Annotated in this window: 17 protein-coding genes; 11 read left to right on the forward strand and 6 right to left on the reverse strand. The window is 62.4% G+C overall.

Translation table 11 applies throughout. The annotated features are described in order from the left end of the window. Positions 1-4: 4 nt before the first annotated feature. From B9N88_RS21750 to pilG, 4 genes are read right to left on the reverse strand one after another with little or no spacing between them, the layout of a single operon-like run. Positions 5-2,056 carry a methyl-accepting chemotaxis protein gene (locus B9N88_RS21750; RefSeq protein ID WP_027606079.1) on the reverse strand — a complete coding sequence of 684 codons (2,052 nt, stop codon included), beginning with the start codon at positions 2,054-2,056 and terminating at the stop codon, positions 5-7. Further along, positions 2,053-2,577 carry a chemotaxis protein CheW gene (locus B9N88_RS21755; RefSeq protein WP_027606080.1) on the reverse strand — a complete coding sequence of 175 codons (525 nt, stop codon included), beginning with the start codon at positions 2,575-2,577 and terminating at the stop codon, positions 2,053-2,055. The genes B9N88_RS21750 and B9N88_RS21755 overlap by 4 nt, the downstream gene beginning before the upstream one ends. A gap of 12 nt (positions 2,578-2,589) precedes the next feature. Then, positions 2,590-2,955, reverse strand: a complete 366-nt coding sequence (gene pilH, locus B9N88_RS21760; RefSeq protein WP_014720320.1) for a twitching motility response regulator PilH — start codon at positions 2,953-2,955, stop codon at positions 2,590-2,592. A 46-nt stretch (positions 2,956-3,001) separates the two neighbouring features. Further along, positions 3,002-3,409, reverse strand: coding sequence for a twitching motility response regulator PilG (gene pilG, locus B9N88_RS21765; protein WP_027606081.1), 408 nt, complete (start codon positions 3,407-3,409; stop codon positions 3,002-3,004). Positions 3,410-3,649: 240 nt separating this feature from the next. Between pilG and gshB the strand changes: the two genes are divergently transcribed. From gshB to B9N88_RS21800, 7 genes are all read left to right on the forward strand, one after another. Then, complete coding sequence (gene gshB / locus B9N88_RS21770; protein WP_027606082.1) at positions 3,650-4,603, forward strand: glutathione synthase; 954 nt, start codon at positions 3,650-3,652, stop codon at positions 4,601-4,603. 77 nt (positions 4,604-4,680) lie between these two features. Next, the gene (locus B9N88_RS21775; protein WP_027606083.1) at positions 4,681-5,586 is read left to right on the forward strand and encodes an energy transducer TonB; all 906 of its coding nucleotides are present in this window, start codon (positions 4,681-4,683) and stop codon (positions 5,584-5,586) included. A gap of 88 nt (positions 5,587-5,674) precedes the next feature. After that, positions 5,675-6,244: a YqgE/AlgH family protein gene (locus tag B9N88_RS21780; RefSeq protein WP_027606084.1), complete on the forward strand. Its 570-nt coding sequence runs from the start codon at positions 5,675-5,677 to the stop codon at positions 6,242-6,244. After that, positions 6,244-6,681 carry a Holliday junction resolvase RuvX gene (gene ruvX / locus B9N88_RS21785; protein WP_005792259.1) on the forward strand — a complete coding sequence of 146 codons (438 nt, stop codon included), beginning with the start codon at positions 6,244-6,246 and terminating at the stop codon, positions 6,679-6,681. Before B9N88_RS21780 ends, ruvX begins: the two co-directional genes overlap by 1 nt. Before the next feature lie 83 nt (positions 6,682-6,764). After that, complete coding sequence (gene pyrR, locus B9N88_RS21790) at positions 6,765-7,271, forward strand: bifunctional pyr operon transcriptional regulator/uracil phosphoribosyltransferase PyrR (protein WP_027606085.1); 507 nt, start codon at positions 6,765-6,767, stop codon at positions 7,269-7,271. A gap of 24 nt (positions 7,272-7,295) precedes the next feature. Continuing rightward, positions 7,296-8,300, forward strand: a complete 1,005-nt coding sequence (locus tag B9N88_RS21795; RefSeq protein WP_027606086.1) for an aspartate carbamoyltransferase catalytic subunit — start codon at positions 7,296-7,298, stop codon at positions 8,298-8,300. After that, entirely contained in the window at positions 8,297-9,568 is a 1,272-nt protein-coding gene (locus B9N88_RS21800) for a dihydroorotase (RefSeq protein WP_027606087.1), read from the forward strand. Before B9N88_RS21795 ends, B9N88_RS21800 begins: the two co-directional genes overlap by 4 nt. Positions 9,569-9,621: 53 nt before the next feature. Here B9N88_RS21800 and B9N88_RS21805 read toward each other — a convergent pair whose 3' ends face one another. Then, positions 9,622-10,050 carry an NINE protein gene (locus B9N88_RS21805; protein ID WP_027606088.1) on the reverse strand — a complete coding sequence of 143 codons (429 nt, stop codon included), beginning with the start codon at positions 10,048-10,050 and terminating at the stop codon, positions 9,622-9,624. 250 nt (positions 10,051-10,300) lie between these two features. Between B9N88_RS21805 and B9N88_RS21810 the strand changes: the two genes are divergently transcribed. Beyond that, a complete protein-coding gene (locus B9N88_RS21810) occupies positions 10,301-10,936 on the forward strand; it encodes a C40 family peptidase (protein ID WP_027606089.1) in 636 nt (211 codons plus the stop codon). A gap of 138 nt (positions 10,937-11,074) precedes the next feature. On the opposite strand, the gene B9N88_RS21815 is transcribed toward B9N88_RS21810, so the two are convergent. Beyond that, entirely contained in the window at positions 11,075-12,109 is a 1,035-nt protein-coding gene (locus B9N88_RS21815; protein WP_027606090.1) for a type IV pilus twitching motility protein PilT, read from the reverse strand. A gap of 57 nt (positions 12,110-12,166) precedes the next feature. Between B9N88_RS21815 and B9N88_RS21820 the strand changes: the two genes are divergently transcribed. From B9N88_RS21820 to B9N88_RS21830, 3 genes are read left to right on the forward strand one after another with little or no spacing between them, the layout of a single operon-like run. Continuing rightward, positions 12,167-12,853, forward strand: a complete 687-nt coding sequence (locus B9N88_RS21820) for a YggS family pyridoxal phosphate-dependent enzyme (protein WP_027606091.1) — start codon at positions 12,167-12,169, stop codon at positions 12,851-12,853. Between the two features lie 33 nt (positions 12,854-12,886). Next, the gene (gene proC / locus B9N88_RS21825) at positions 12,887-13,705 is read left to right on the forward strand and encodes a pyrroline-5-carboxylate reductase (protein WP_027606092.1); all 819 of its coding nucleotides are present in this window, start codon (positions 12,887-12,889) and stop codon (positions 13,703-13,705) included. Between the two features lie 25 nt (positions 13,706-13,730). After that, positions 13,731-14,318: a YggT family protein gene (locus B9N88_RS21830; protein WP_027606093.1), complete on the forward strand. Its 588-nt coding sequence runs from the start codon at positions 13,731-13,733 to the stop codon at positions 14,316-14,318. The last annotated feature ends 3 nt before the right edge of the window (positions 14,319-14,321 follow it).

The raw sequence follows: 14,321 nt of genomic DNA on the forward strand, positions 1-14,321 counted from the left end.
CATTTCAATCATCAACCTGTTTGGCCGCAGGCAAGGTGAAACCCGACACCGACCTGCGCAACTGGCTGGCCATCTTCGCCAAGTTGCCGATGCTTTCGGCGGTAGCGGTGGAGCCCGATGACGTCTGCGTGGTGATCTGCTGGATCACGTTCATGGTCAGGGAGATCTGCCCCGCCGATGAGGTCTGTTGCTGCGCCGCGTTGGAGATGCTCTGGATCAGCGCGGCCAGGGTTTTCGATACGCCTTCGATCTCTTCCAGCGCCACCCCGGCGTCCTGGGCCAGCCGTGCACCGCGCACCACTTCGGTGGTGGTCTGCTCCATGGAAATGACGGCTTCGTTGGTGTCGGCCTGGATCGCGCGCACCAGGGTTTCAATCTGCCGGGTGGCCGCCGACGAACGTTCGGCCAGCCGCTGCACTTCATCGGCCACCACCGCAAAGCCGCGCCCGGCATCCCCGGCCATGCTCGCCTGGATCGCGGCGTTGAGGGCGAGGATGTTGGTCTGGTCGGCAATGTCGTCGATCAGGCTGACGATGTCGCCAATCTCCTGGGACGACTCGCCCAGGCGCTTGATGCGCTTGGCGGTGTCCTGGATCTGTTCGCGGATGTTGTCCATGCCGTGGATGGTGTTGTGCACCACCTCGTTGCCTTTGTTGGCGATTTCCACCGAACGTTCCGCCACCGCCGAGGACTCGGCCGCGTTGGCCGACACCTGGTCGATGGACTGGGCCATCTGGTTGATCGCGGTGGAGGCTTCGGCGATCTGCTGGGCCTGATGCTCGGAGGCCTGGGCCAGGTGCATGGCGGTGGCCTGGGTCTCTTGCACGGCGCCCGCCACTTGCCCGGCGGTGAGATTGATGGTGGCCACCAGGTCGCGCAGCTGGTCCACGGAATAGTTGATGGAGTCGGCGATGGTGCCGGTGAAGTCTTCAGTCACCGAGGCGGTCACGGTGAGGTCGCCGTCGGCCAGGTCTTCGATTTCATCGAGCAGGCGCATGATCGCGTTCTGGTTGCGCTCGTTCTTCTCGGCGGTCTCGTGCAGTTGGCGGTTGGTTTCGCGCACCATCACCAGGCCGATCAGGATGATCGAGGCCAGCGCCAACAGGCCCAGCACATAGCCGCCGATGGTGTCGAAGCTGCGTCCGCTGGCGAGGTTTTCAAAACCGGTGGCCAGGTGCGAGGCTTCATCGAGCAGGGTTTGCGACAGGTTGAAAATATTGCTCGCCGAGGCGCGGACCTGGAACAGCTGGGGCGAGGTTTCGAGAATTTCATCCACGGAGCCGGAGACAAACTCGAACAGCTCGGCGATTTCCGCCAGCCGCGCGCGGGCATCGCGGTCTTCTACCTGAGTGATGCGCAGCCCGGGGTTGCCGTTGAGCATGCCATTGAGCACCTGCCCGAAGCGATTGGCATCGCGGCCAAAGGTGTCGGCGGCCTGGACGGCGGTTTCGTCACCGGCCAGCACCGTGTTGACCGCGCCCAGGATACGCTCGGCCAGCAGCGACTGGCGCTGGGCCAAGGCCACCTGGCTGGCCGGCGCGCCGCGTTGCAGCAGGATGTCGACGACCTTTTCCGACTCCATCTGCAATTGCGGTACGGTTTCGGCGAGGGTCGCGGCCACTTGGTGCAGGGACAGCACGGTCTGTTCGCTGGCGAGGATCGCGTCGGTGTTTTTCAGCAGCGCCTCCCAGTCGGTCTGCACCGCGCGCATTTCGGCACGGACCGCACTGGGCGCAGCGGGCAGGCCGGTTTCCGGGTCGCCTTTTTTCAGGTAGCCCCAGCGTCGGGCAAAGTCGTTGCGCGCATCGCCCAACAGCTTGAATGCGGCGGCCTTGCCGGCGGCGGCTTCGGTAGCGTTCTTGGCAATGCGTTGGGACAGCACGCGCAGTTCACCGGCGTGGCCGATGTACTGCTTGTCATAGGTGGACTGGGTGTTGAGGTAAGCGAAGTTGGCGAACAGCAGCATGATGAATACGATCAGCGCGATAAACAGCACGATGATCTGTGAACGGCTGCGTGAGCCGGCCTGGGGTTTGGGCGTAGTAGCGGTGGTCATGCGGCGACATCCATGAAGCCAGGGGCCTGGGCCAGGGCGAAGGGGCTGAAGACCTGCCACAGCGGCTCGCCGTCGAATTGGCCCTGGATAAATGGCGCGCCGGGGCTGGGGCTCACCAGCAAGGCGTCTTGTGCAAAATGCTGCATCCCCACCACCTCGTCTACCAGCAGCCCGACAAACAGATCGTTGTATTCCACCACCAGCACCCGCCGTTGCTTGCGCGCCTTGGACAGCTCAAGCCCAAGGAAGCCGCCGAGGTCCATCACCGGCAGCAAACGCCCGCGCAGGTTAGCAACACCCTTGACCCAGGCCTTGACCCCGGGCATTAAAGTGCAACGCGGCTCATGCAGGACTTCGGCGACTTCGCCCATGGGCGCGACATACCAATGCTGCCCCAGGCGAAAGCCAATCCCGCTCCAGCGTTGCAGGCGGGTTTCCTGGGATGGCAGGTCGGCGGCCAGCAGGCGGCAGCGGCGGTCGATGTCCAGCAGCAACTCGAAGGCGGTTTGCGACTCGGTCATGATGGCGTGCCGTCAGCCGGCCAGCACCTTGTTCAGGGTGGCGATCAGGGTTTCCTCGTCCACAGGCTTGGTCAGGTAATCCTTGGCACCCTGGCGTGCGCCCCAGATCTTGTCGGTCTCCTGATCCTTGGTGGTGATGATGATGATCGGGATGCCGTTGGTTTCCGGCTCCTTGGACAGCTGGCGGGTGGCCTGGAAGCCATTGAGGCCCGGCATCACGATGTCCATCAGCACGGCGTCGGGCTTTTCCTGGCGGGCCAGGGCCACGCCGTCGGCGCCGTTCTCGGCCTTGAGGACCTGGTGGCCGTGCTTTTCCAGCATGCCGGTCAGTTTGTACATTTCGGTCGGCGAATCGTCGACGATCAGAACACGTGCCATGGTTTTCCCCACTACATTGGTCGGCGCCGGCCCTTGTGAGGCGGCGTCAGTGTGCTTGTTCCACTGCGGCGAACCCGGGCACATAGGCCTTGATCGCACTCAGCAGTTCTTCCTTGCTGAAAGGCTTGGTCAAAAACTGATCGACACCCACGATGCGCCCCTTGGCCTTGTCGAACAGACCGTCCTTGGAGGACAGCATGATCACCGGGATCGACTTGAACACCGGGTTGTTCTTCACCAGGGCGCAGGTCTGATAGCCATCCAGGCGCGGCATCATGATGTCGACAAAGATAATGTGCGGGTGATGATCCACAATCCGGGCCAGGGCATCGAAACCGTCGATGGCCGTGATGACATCGCAGCCCACGTTCTTCAACAGCGTCTCGGCGGTGCGGCGGATCGTCTTCGAATCGTCGATCACCATCACTCTCAAGGCGTTGGAATGCTGTTCCATATCTGCTCTACCATCGCCACAGCGAATCGGTTTTCGGTGTGTACTGCCTGATGTTGCACAGGATGAGCGCCGCAGGCCTTGGAATTCAAGGGCTGCTGCGCCGTGGCAGTCTTTTTAGCACAGTCTCGGGGAGCAATCTATCGAGGCACCCGCCCGGTGGTTTTTCCTTGACCCACAACAGCCGCAGCGCCACTCTGACGCCACTTTTATGCGCCCCAATTTTGCTAGAGGAAATCCCCCATGAGCGTTCGCGTCGGCATTGTCATGGACCCTATCGCCAGCATTTCCTATAAAAAGGACAGCTCGCTGGCCATGCTCCTGGCCGCCCAGGCCCGCGGCTGGAGCCTGTTCTATATGGAGCAGCGCGACCTTTACCAGGGCGACGGCGAGGCCCGTGCACGCATGCGCCCGCTGCAGGTGTTTGCCAACCCCGAGAAGTGGTTCGAACTGCAGGACGAAATCGACAGCCCCCTGAGCGACCTCGACGTGATCCTGATGCGCAAGGACCCGCCGTTCGACATGGAGTTCGTCTACTCCACCTACCTGCTGGAGCAGGCCGAGCGTGCCGGCGTGCTGATCGTCAACAAGCCGCAAAGCCTGCGCGACTGCAATGAAAAGCTGTTCGCCACGTTGTTCCCGCAGTGCACGCCGCCCACCGTGGTCAGCCGTCGTGCCGACGTGCTGCGTGAATTTGCCGCCAAACACGGTGATGTGATCCTCAAGCCGCTGGACGGCATGGGAGGCACCTCGATCTTCCGTCACCGCGCCGGCGACCCGAACCTGTCGGTGATCCTCGAAACCCTGACCGCCCTGGGCACCCAGCAGATCATGGGCCAGGCCTACCTGCCGGCGATCAAGGACGGCGACAAACGCATCCTGATGATCGACGGCGAGCCGGTGGATTACTGCCTGGCGCGTATTCCGGCGGCAGGCGAGACCCGTGGCAACCTGGCAGCAGGAGGTCGAGGCGAAGCGCGGCCGTTGTCCGACAAGGACCGCTGGATCGCCAGCCAGGTTGGCCCGACCCTGCGGGAAAAGGGTTTGCTGTTTGTAGGCCTTGACGTAATTGGGGAAAATCTTACCGAAATCAATGTCACCAGCCCGACCTGCATTCGCGAGATCGATAACGCATTTGGCACGAACATCGGCGAAATGTTGATGGCCGCCATCGAACGCAAGCTGCAGGCCAACTGATATAGAACAGCCGGACACATACCAACATTGCGCTATCATGCCCGACCTGTGAAACGCGCGATGTTGGTTTTCTTGTCATGACACTCCCGTCCGATCTGCCCTCCGAACTCTCCCACAGCGGCGTGCGCCCGGCTGATCGGCTCGGATTTACCCTGTTTCTCGCGGCATTGATTCACCTGGCCTTGATCCTCGGCGTGGGTTTCACCATGGTCGAGCCCAAGCAGATCACCAAGACCCTGGAAATCACCCTCGCCACGTTCAAGAGCGAAAAGAAGCCCGAGAAGGCCGACTTTCTCGCCCAGGACAACCAGCAGGGCAGTGGCACCCTGGACAAGAAGGCGATCCCCAAGACCACCGAAGTGGCGCCCTTCCAGGACAACAAGGTCAATAAGGTCACACCGCCGCCGGCGCCCAAGCCTGAAGTCAAACAGGCCACGCCCAAGCCCACGGTGACCACCGTCGCACCCAAGCCGCAAAAAGCCCCAGTCCAGCGCGAGAAAACCAAGACCGAGCCGCAACCCGAGCCCGTGAAGCCGGCACCGACGTTCGACAGCTCGACACTGTCCGACGAAATCTCCAGCCTGGAAGCCGAACTGGCCCATGAACAACAGCTGTACGCCAAGCGCCCACGCATTTACCGCCTGAACGCCGCCTCGACCATGCGCGACAAGGGCGCCTGGTATAAGGACGAGTGGCGTAAGAAGGTCGAGCGCATCGGTAACCTCAACTACCCGGAAGAGGCACGGCGCCAGCAGATCTACGGCAATTTGCGTCTTTTGGTGTCGATCAACCGCGACGGCACCTTATATGAAGTGCAGGTGCTGGAATCGTCCGGTCAGCCGCTGCTGGACCAGGCGGCCCAACGCATCGTGCGCCTGGCCGCGCCCTTTGCCCCGTTTACCGGGGACTTGAACGATGTGGACCGCCTGGAAATCATCCGCACCTGGAAGTTTGCCAAGGGTGATCGCCTTTCCAGCAACTGAACGCGCCGTCCTACAGAAAAGCCGACAGCACTGTATTCGGGTCACGTCCAGCTTGTCAGTTCGCCCCTCCAACGCCACACTAGCGGACATGAAAAATGTCAGCCCGACCTACCTCAAGCACCAATTCCTGATCGCCATGCCCCATATGGCCGACCCGAACTTTGCGCAGACCTTGACCTACATCGTCGAGCACACGGCCAATGGTGCCATGGGGTTGGTGGTGAACCGCCCGCAGGCGCTGAACCTGGCCGATATCCTTGAACAACTGCGTCCGGAGGTCGACCCGCCGGCCCGTTGCCAGGGCGTGCCGATCTACATCGGCGGGCCGGTGCAGACCGATCGCGGCTTTGTGCTGCACCCCACCGGGCCGAAGTTCCAGGCCACGGTTGACCTGGACGGAGTCTCGCTGTCCACCTCCCAGGACGTGTTGTTCGCCATCGCCGACGGCGTGGGCCCTGAGCAAAGTGTGATCACCCTGGGTTACGCCGGCTGGGAAGCCGGGCAGTTGGAAGCCGAACTGGCCAGCAATGCCTGGCTGACCTGCCCGTTCGATGCCGACATCCTGTTCAACACCGCAAGCGAATTGCGCCTGGAAGCCGCCGCGGCCAAGCTGCGGGTCAACCTCAGCCTGCTGACCAGCCAGGCGGGGCACGCCTGATGGCCTTGCGTCTGATCCTCGGCTTTGACTACGGCACCAAGCAGATCGGCGTAGCGGTCGGCCAGGTCATCACCGGCCAGGCCCGCGAGCTGTGCACCCTCAAGGCCCAGAACGGCATACCGGACTGGAACCAGGTCGAAGCCCTGATCAAAGAGTGGAAGCCCGATGCCGTAGTGGTCGGCCTGCCCCTGAACATGGACGGCACCCCCAGCGACATGTGCCTGCGCGCCGAAAAGTTCGCCCGCCGTCTTAATGGCCGCTACAACCTGCCCTTCTATACCCACGATGAACGCCTGACCACCTTTGAAGCCAAGGGCGAGCGCCGTGACCGTGGCGGCCAGAAAGGCAGCTACCGCGACAACCCGGTGGACGCCATCGCCGCCGCCTTGCTGTTACAGGGCTGGCTGGACGAAAACACTGCTTTATTTGAATCCTGACTGACGCGGCTTGCCGCGTCTTCCTACGTTTGAGCCCGGACCTTGTCGTCGCCCCCGCCGCGCAAGGCCTTGAAGGAGCCACCATGAGCCTGCCAAACCCCGCCGAACTGATCCGCCAGATGGCGGTTAGCCTCAAGACGCACCTGGAACACCGTGGCATCAGCGAACCGCGCTTTATCGGCATTCGCACCGGTGGTGTGTGGGTCGCCCAGGCGTTGCTGGACGAACTGGGCAGCGACTCACCCTTGGGTACCCTGGACGTGTCCTTCTACCGCGACGACTTCAGCCAGAACGGCCTGCACCCGCAAGTGCGCCCGTCCGCCCTGCCGTTCGAGATTGAAGGCCAGCACCTGGTGCTGATCGACGATGTACTGATGAGCGGCCGTACCATCCGCGCCGCCATGAATGAATTGTTCGATTACGGGCGCCCGGCCAGCATCACCCTGGTCTGCCTGCTGGACCTGGAGGCAGGCGAACTGCCCATCAGCCCGGACGTGGTTGGCGCCACGCTGTCCCTTGAGGCCAGCCAGCGAGTAAAATTGTCCGGTCCCACGCCGCTCGAACTCGAACTGCAAGACCTTGCCCTTTAAACCGCCTTGTAAAGAGTCCCCGCGATGACGCCTCTAGATGCCAAGCGCCCGCTGCAGCTCAATGCTCAGGGCCAGTTGCAACACTTCTTGTCCCTCGACGGTTTGCCCCGCGAACTGCTCACCGAAATCCTCGACACCGCCGACTCGTTCCTCGAGGTTGGCGGCCGGGCGGTGAAGAAAGTCCCGCTGCTGCGCGGCAAGACCATCTGCAACGTGTTCTTCGAGAACTCCACCCGTACACGGACCACCTTTGAACTGGCGGCCCAACGGCTGTCGGCCGACGTGATCACGCTGAACGTGTCCACCTCGTCGGCGAGCAAGGGCGAGACCCTGCTCGACACCCTGCGCAACCTGGAAGCAATGGCCGCCGATATGTTCGTGGTGCGCCACGGCGACTCCGGGGCCGCCCACTTCATTGCCGAGCACGTGTGCCCGCAGGTGGCGATCATCAACGGCGGCGACGGCCGTCACGCCCACCCGACCCAGGGCATGCTCGACATGCTCACCATACGCCGGCACAAGGGCAGCTTTGAAAACCTCTCGGTGGCCATCGTCGGCGACATCCTGCACTCGCGGGTGGCACGCTCGAACATGCTGGCCCTGAAAACCCTGGGTTGCCCGGACATCCGCGTGATCGCACCGAAAACCCTGCTGCCCATCGGCATCGAGCAATACGGCGTGAAGGTCTACACCGACATGACCGAAGGCCTCAAGGATGTGGACGTGGTGATCATGCTGCGCCTGCAACGCGAACGCATGTCGGGTGGCCTGCTGCCGAGCGAAGGCGAGTTCTACCGTCTGTTCGGCCTGACCACCGCACGCCTGGCCGGCGCCAAGCCGGACGCCATCGTGATGCACCCGGGGCCGATCAACCGAGGCGTGGAGATTGAGTCGGCGGTGGCCGACGGCAGCCAGTCGGTGATTCTCAACCAGGTCACGTATGGCATCGCCGTGCGCATGGCGGTGTTGTCCATGGCCATGAGCGGACAAACCGCGCAACGTCAATTCGAGCAGGAGAAGGCCCAGTGAAGCTCAGCATTCTCGGCGCCCGAGTCATCGATCCGGCCAGTGGCCTGGATCACGTTACCGATCTGCACCTGGAGGCCGGCCGGATCATCGCCATCGGTGCCGCGCCCGGTGCTTTCAGCCCCAGCGAGACCATCGACGCCAAAGGCCTGGTGGCCGCGCCCGGCCTGGTTGACCTGAACGTCGCCCTGCGCGAGCCGGGCTTCAGCCGCAAAGGCAATATCACCAGCGAGACCCGAGCGGCCGCAGCCGGTGGCGTCACCAGCCTGTGCTGCCCACCGCACACCAAGCCGGTGCTCGACACGTCGGCCGTGACCGAGCTGATCCTCGACCGTGCCCGTGAAGCCGGCAATTGCAAAGTGTTCCCCATCGGCGCCCTGAGCAAAGGCCTGGAAGGCGAACAACTCGCCGAACTGATCGCCCTGCGCGATGCCGGTTGCGTGGCGTTCGGCAACGGCCTGGAGAGTTTCCGCAGCACCCGCACCCTGTGCCGCGCCCTGGAATACGCGGCCACCTTCGACTTGACGGTGATCTTCCACTCCCAGGACCGCGACCTGGCCGAAGGCGGCCTGGCCCATGAAGGTGCGGTCGCCAGCTTCCTCGGCTTGCCGGGTATTCCGGAAACCGCTGAAACCGTAGCCCTGGCCCGTGACCTGCTGCTGGTGGAACAAAGCGGCGTGCGTGCGCACTTCAGCCAACTGACCAGCGCCCGGGGCGTGGCCCTGATCGCCCAGGCCCAGGCCCGTGGCCTGCCGGTGACGGCAGACGTGGCGTTGTATCAGTTGCTGCTGACGGATGAGGCGCTGATTGACTTCTCCAGCCTTTACCACGTGCAACCGCCGCTGCGCACACTGGCCGATCGTGACGGTTTGCGTGCGGCAGTGAAATCGGGGGTGATCTCGGCGATTTCCAGCCACCACCAGCCCCATGAGCGCGATGCCAAGCTGGCGCCGTTCGGCGCGACGGAGCCGGGCATCAGCAGCGTGGAGCTGTTGCTGCCGCTGGCGATGACGTTGGTGGAAGACGGTTTGCTGGACCTGCCGACACTGCTGGCGCGCCTGAGCGCAGGCCCGGCCGAGGCCTTGCGCCTGCCGGCGGGCAAGCTGGCGGTGGGGTCGGCGGCGGATCTGGTGCTGTTTGACCCGGCCGGCTCCACGGTTGCGGGCGAGCACTGGCTGTCCAAGGGTGAGAACTGCCCGTTCATCGGCCATAGCCTGCCGGCGAGCGTGCGCTACACCTTGGTGGATGGGCGCATCAGCTACCAGGCTTGAGCCATTAAAAACTGTAGGAGCGAGCTTGCTCGCTTCTACAGGTTATTTATGATCTACCGGCCGCCGTTGCGCTCGGCATTGCGGATCGAAACCTGGGTATTCAAGGTCCAGAAGTCATACAGCACCCCCACCAGGAATAAGCCGCCGGTCAGCAGGTAGATCAGGCCGGTGATCCATTTGCCCTGGTACATGCGGTGCACGCCGAACACCCCCAGGAACGCCAACAGAATCCACGCCACGTTGTATTCGATTGGCCCAGCGGTAAAACGCAGGTCCGCTTCACGGTCCATGGCCGGAATCAGGAACAGGTCGATCAGCCAGCCGATCCCCAGCAAGCCGAGGGTGAAAAACCAGATCGTTCCAGTGACCGGTTTGCCGTAATAGAAACGATGGGCCCCGGTAAACCCGAAAATCCAGAGCAGGTAACCGATCACCTTGCTGTGGGTGTCTTGCTGCGGACCAACCTGTTGATAGGTGTTCATGGCGTACCTCTTTTGCTTCGATAGATAAATTTTTTCACTTTCTTTGTGACTTTTTTACAGGCGCCCGACGTACGGCAAATGGTATCTTCCCTCCCCTGAAAGCCTTATGCCACCTGACTTGTGTAGGACAATCGCGGCGAATCGTCGCGTTTTTCCTGAGTTTGACCCCAAGGTTCAGTCGACAAACGGCCTGAGAACGACACAAAAAGCTGTTATAAAGTTGCGCGCAAACCCATAAGAGCCACGCCTGATGCGACCATTTTTAAAGACATGGCTAACCATTTGCCTATTAATGCCACTGGCCGCCCACGCCACCAATCGTGAGCAACGACTTCCGAACGTCAACGGTTTCACCCCTAAAGTCCACAGCGCGCCCAGCACTGCCAAATCGGCAAAGCCAACCGTCAGCCGCCCGACTCAACTGAGCAAGGCCCACGGTAAAGCAGTTCCAGGCCTGATGGCAGTCAACACCAGGCAAAGCAGCACCGTCCTCAGCCGCGCCGTAAACGTGCTCGGTACTCCTTATCGTTGGGGCGGCAGCAGCCCAAGTAAAGGGTTTGACTGCAGCGGCCTGGTGAAATATGCGTTTAACGACGTAGCGGCCGTGGATCTGCCGCGCACCTCCAACGCCATGGCCGCCGGTCATGGGCAGAAGGTTGAGCGCAAGGACCTGAAACCGGGTGACCTGTTGTTCTTCAAACTGAAGAGCCGCCAGGTGAACCACGTAGCCATCTACCTGGGCAACGACCGCTTCATCCACGCACCGCGTCGTGGCAAGTCGGTCAGCATCGACACGCTGAAAAAGCCGTTCTGGGACAAGAACTACGTGATTGCCAAGCGGGTTCTGCCGAAAGAGCAGAACACCTTGCGGGTAGTACAACGCTGATCTGAAGCTGGAATGCAGTAGTACATGTGGGAGGGGGCTTGCTCCCGATAGCAGTGGGCCAGGTACAGATAAGCTGACTGATCCACCGCTATCGGGGCAAGCCCCCTCCCACATTTGATGTGTGTCGTTCACAACCCCTCAGATATCCCCAGGCACCCTCGCCTTCTCCCGCGCCTCTTCCCGGCTGATCACGCCTTCCGTGACCAACGCCTTCAAGCTCATATCCAGCGTTTTCATACCCAGCGCACCGCCGGTCTGAATCGCCGAGACCATCTGCGCCACCTTGTCCTCGCGGATCAAATTTCGAATGGCTGGCGTACCCAGCATGATTTCATGGGCCGCCACCCGCCCGCCGCCAACCTTCTTGACCAGCACCTGGGACACTACCGCCTGCAACGACTCCGACAGCATCGAGCGGACCATGGCCTTTTCCCCCGCCGGGAACACGTCCACCAGCCTGTCCACGGTCTTCGCCGCCGAGGTGGTGTGCAGGGTGCCAAATACCAGATGCCCGGTCTCAGCCGCCGTCAGGGCCAGGCGGATGGTTTCCAGGTCGCGCAGTTCGCCCACCAGGATCACATCAGGGTCTTCGCGCAGCGCCGAACGCAAGGCCAGCGAGAAACTGTGGGTGTCGCGATGCACCTGGCGCTGGTTGATCAGGGCGATTTTCGGCGTGTGGATAAACTCGATGGGGTCTTCCAGCGTGAGGATGTGCTGGCGCCGATGCTGGTTGAGGTAATCGATCATCGCCGCCAGGGTAGTGGACTTGCCGGAGCCGGTGGGGCCCGTCACCAGCACCAGGCCGCGCGCAAGCTGGGCGATACGCTGGAACACTTCCCCCAGGCCGAGGTTTTCCAGGCTCTGGACCTCGGCCGGGATGGTGCGAAACACCGCGCCCATGCCGCGATCCTGCTGGAATACGTTCGCCCGGAACCGCGCCACGCCCGGCAACTCGAAGGCAAAATCCGTTTCAAGAGATGTTTCGAAATCCTTTTGTTGGTAGCGGTTGAGCAACGGGCTCAATAAATCCGCTACTTGCGGGGGTGAAAGCACCGGCCAATCCAACGGCCAGACCTCACCGTCAATACGCAGCATGGGCGCCATACCGGCCGACAGATGCAGGTCGGAAGCGCCGCGACGCACGCCGGCCTCCAGTAATTCAGTGATATCCATAGGGCTTTCCATTTCCAGTAGAATGCCGCGGACTCCATATCCACGGGCGCATCTTGAATGTCGACGATAGCAGACAACATCGGCCAGGTTAGCCAGCGCATCCGCGCCGCAGCCGACGCCGTGCAACGTGACGCAAACAGCATCCACCTGCTGGCCGTGAGCAAGACCAAACCTGCCCAAGCCGTGCGTGAAGCCTATGCCGCCGGGGTGCGTGATTTTGGCGAAAACTACCTGCAGGAAGCCCTGGGCAAGCAGGCCGAATTAACCGACCTGCCCTTGAGTTGGCACTTCATCGGCCCCATTCAATCGAACAAGACTCGCGCCATCGCCGAGAATTTCGCCTGGGTGCATTCCGTGGACCGTCTCAAAATTGCACAACGCCTGTCCGAGCAACGCCCGGCCGACCTGCCACCGCTGAATATCTGCATCCAGGTCAATGTCAGTGGCGAGGCCAGCAAGTCCGGCTGCACCTCCGCCGACCTGCCGGCGCTGGCCAACGCCATCAGCGCCCTGCCGCGCTTGAAGCTGCGGGGCCTGATGGCGATTCCCGAGCCGACGGACGATCGGGCCGAACAAGACGCCGCGTTTTCCAGCGTGCGCGACCTGCAAAACAGCCTGAACCTGCCGCTCGACACACTTTCCATGGGCATGAGCCACGACCTTGAGTCGGCCATCGCCCAGGGCGCCACCTGGGTGCGGATCGGTACCGCCCTGTTTGGCGCCCGCGACTACGGCCAGCCATGAAATGGCTGACATCCATCTAAGTAAGGACCTGTCATGAGCAACACGCGTATTGCCTTTATCGGCGCCGGCAACATGGCGGCCAGCCTGATCGGCGGCCTGCGGGCCAAGGGCCTGGAAGCGGCGCAGATCCGCGCCAGCGATCCGGGCGCCGAGACCCGTGCCCGCGTCAGCGCCGAGCACGGTATCGAAACCTTCGCCGATAACGCCGAAGCCATCCAAGGTGTCGATGTGATCGTGCTGGCGGTCAAGCCACAGGCCATGAAGGCCGTGTGCGAAAGCCTGCGCCCAAGCCTGCAGCCGCACCAACTGGTGGTGTCGATCGCCGCCGGCATCACCTGCGCCAGCATGAACAACTGGCTCGGCGCGCAACCGATCGTGCGTTGCATGCCCAACACCCCGGCGCTGCTGCGCCAGGGTGTGAGCGGTCTGTACGCCACCCACGAGGTGACCGCCGAGCAACGTGACCAGGCCCAGGAACTGCTGTCCGCCGTGGGCATCGCCCTGTGGCTGGAACAGGAGCAGCAACTGGACGCAGTCACCGCCGTGTCGGGCAGCGGCCCGGCTTACTTCTTCCTGCTGATCGAGGCCATGACCGCCGCCGGCGTGAAACTGGGCCTGCCGCAGCAAGTCGCCGAGCAACTGGCCGAGCAAACCGCCCTGGGCGCCGCGAAAATGGCTGTCTCCAGTGAGGTGGACGCTGCCGAGTTGCGCCGCCGCGTCACTTCCCCCGGCGGCACGACGCAGGCTGCCATCGAATCGTTCCAGGCCGGGGGCTTTGAAGCCCTGGTGGAAAAAGCACTGGGTGCCGCAGCACATCGTTCGGCTGAAATGGCCGAGCAGCTGGGCAAATAGTCGTCCCCCTACGAAGGAATAAATGATGCTTGGACTCAATGACGCCGTCATCTTCATCATCCAGACCTTGGGCAGCCTGTACCTGCTGATCGTGCTGATGCGTTTTATCCTGCAACTGGTGCGGGCGAACTTCTACAACCCGCTGTGCCAATTCGTGGTGAAGGCCACCCAACCGCTGCTCAAGCCCCTGCGCCGGGTGGTCCCGAGCATGTTCGGCCTGGACATGTCGTCACTGGTGCTGGCATTGCTGCTGCAGATCCTGCTGTTCGCGCTGGTCCTGATGCTCAAGGGCTACCTGCCTTACACCGTGCTGCTGTTGCCGTGGGCACTGATCGGGATCTTCTCGTTGTTTTTGAAGATCATCTTCTGGTCGATGATCATCAGCGTGATCCTGTCCTGGGTCGCGCCGGGTAGCCGCAGCCCAGGTGCCGAGCTGGTGTCTCAGATCACCGAGCCGGTGCTCGCGCCGTTCCGCCGCTGGGTGCCCAACCTGGGCGGCCTGGATATTTCGCCGATCTTCGCGTTTATCGCGATCCAGCTGATACAAGGCTGGGGCATCCCGTACCTGGCTGACTTCGCGAACATGCCGAAGGAACTGTTCGGACTGATCTGACAG

The sequence above is a fragment of the Pseudomonas sp. LAMO17WK12:I1 genome (assembly GCF_900177315.1).
GTDB classification, from domain to species: Bacteria; Pseudomonadota; Gammaproteobacteria; order Pseudomonadales; family Pseudomonadaceae; genus Aquipseudomonas; species Aquipseudomonas marginalis.

Excerpts from the sequence above, each read along its gene's own strand:
- B9N88_RS21810 (WP_027606089.1), top strand. The coding sequence starts at position 10,301 with ATGCGACCATTTTTAAAGACATGGCTAACCATTTGCCTATTAATGCCA.
- B9N88_RS21775 (WP_027606083.1), top strand. The coding sequence starts at position 4,681 with ATGACACTCCCGTCCGATCTGCCCTCCGAACTCTCCCACAGCGGCGTG.
- proC (WP_027606092.1), top strand. The coding sequence starts at position 12,887 with ATGAGCAACACGCGTATTGCCTTTATCGGCGCCGGCAACATGGCGGCC.
- B9N88_RS21830 (WP_027606093.1), top strand. The coding sequence starts at position 13,731 with ATGCTTGGACTCAATGACGCCGTCATCTTCATCATCCAGACCTTGGGC.
- B9N88_RS21815 (WP_027606090.1), bottom strand. The coding sequence starts at position 12,109 with ATGGATATCACTGAATTACTGGAGGCCGGCGTGCGTCGCGGCGCTTCC.
- B9N88_RS21755 (WP_027606080.1), bottom strand. The coding sequence starts at position 2,577 with ATGACCGAGTCGCAAACCGCCTTCGAGTTGCTGCTGGACATCGACCGC.
- pilH (WP_014720320.1), bottom strand. The coding sequence starts at position 2,955 with ATGGCACGTGTTCTGATCGTCGACGATTCGCCGACCGAAATGTACAAA.
- B9N88_RS21795 (WP_027606086.1), top strand. The coding sequence starts at position 7,296 with ATGACGCCTCTAGATGCCAAGCGCCCGCTGCAGCTCAATGCTCAGGGC.
- B9N88_RS21805 (WP_027606088.1), bottom strand. The coding sequence starts at position 10,050 with ATGAACACCTATCAACAGGTTGGTCCGCAGCAAGACACCCACAGCAAG.
- pyrR (WP_027606085.1), top strand. The coding sequence starts at position 6,765 with ATGAGCCTGCCAAACCCCGCCGAACTGATCCGCCAGATGGCGGTTAGC.
- pilG (WP_027606081.1), bottom strand. The coding sequence starts at position 3,409 with ATGGAACAGCATTCCAACGCCTTGAGAGTGATGGTGATCGACGATTCG.
- ruvX (WP_005792259.1), top strand. The coding sequence starts at position 6,244 with ATGGCCTTGCGTCTGATCCTCGGCTTTGACTACGGCACCAAGCAGATC.
- B9N88_RS21780 (WP_027606084.1), top strand. The coding sequence starts at position 5,675 with ATGAAAAATGTCAGCCCGACCTACCTCAAGCACCAATTCCTGATCGCC.
- B9N88_RS21820 (WP_027606091.1), top strand. The coding sequence starts at position 12,167 with ATGTCGACGATAGCAGACAACATCGGCCAGGTTAGCCAGCGCATCCGC.
- gshB (WP_027606082.1), top strand. The coding sequence starts at position 3,650 with ATGAGCGTTCGCGTCGGCATTGTCATGGACCCTATCGCCAGCATTTCC.
- B9N88_RS21750 (WP_027606079.1), bottom strand. The coding sequence starts at position 2,056 with ATGACCACCGCTACTACGCCCAAACCCCAGGCCGGCTCACGCAGCCGT.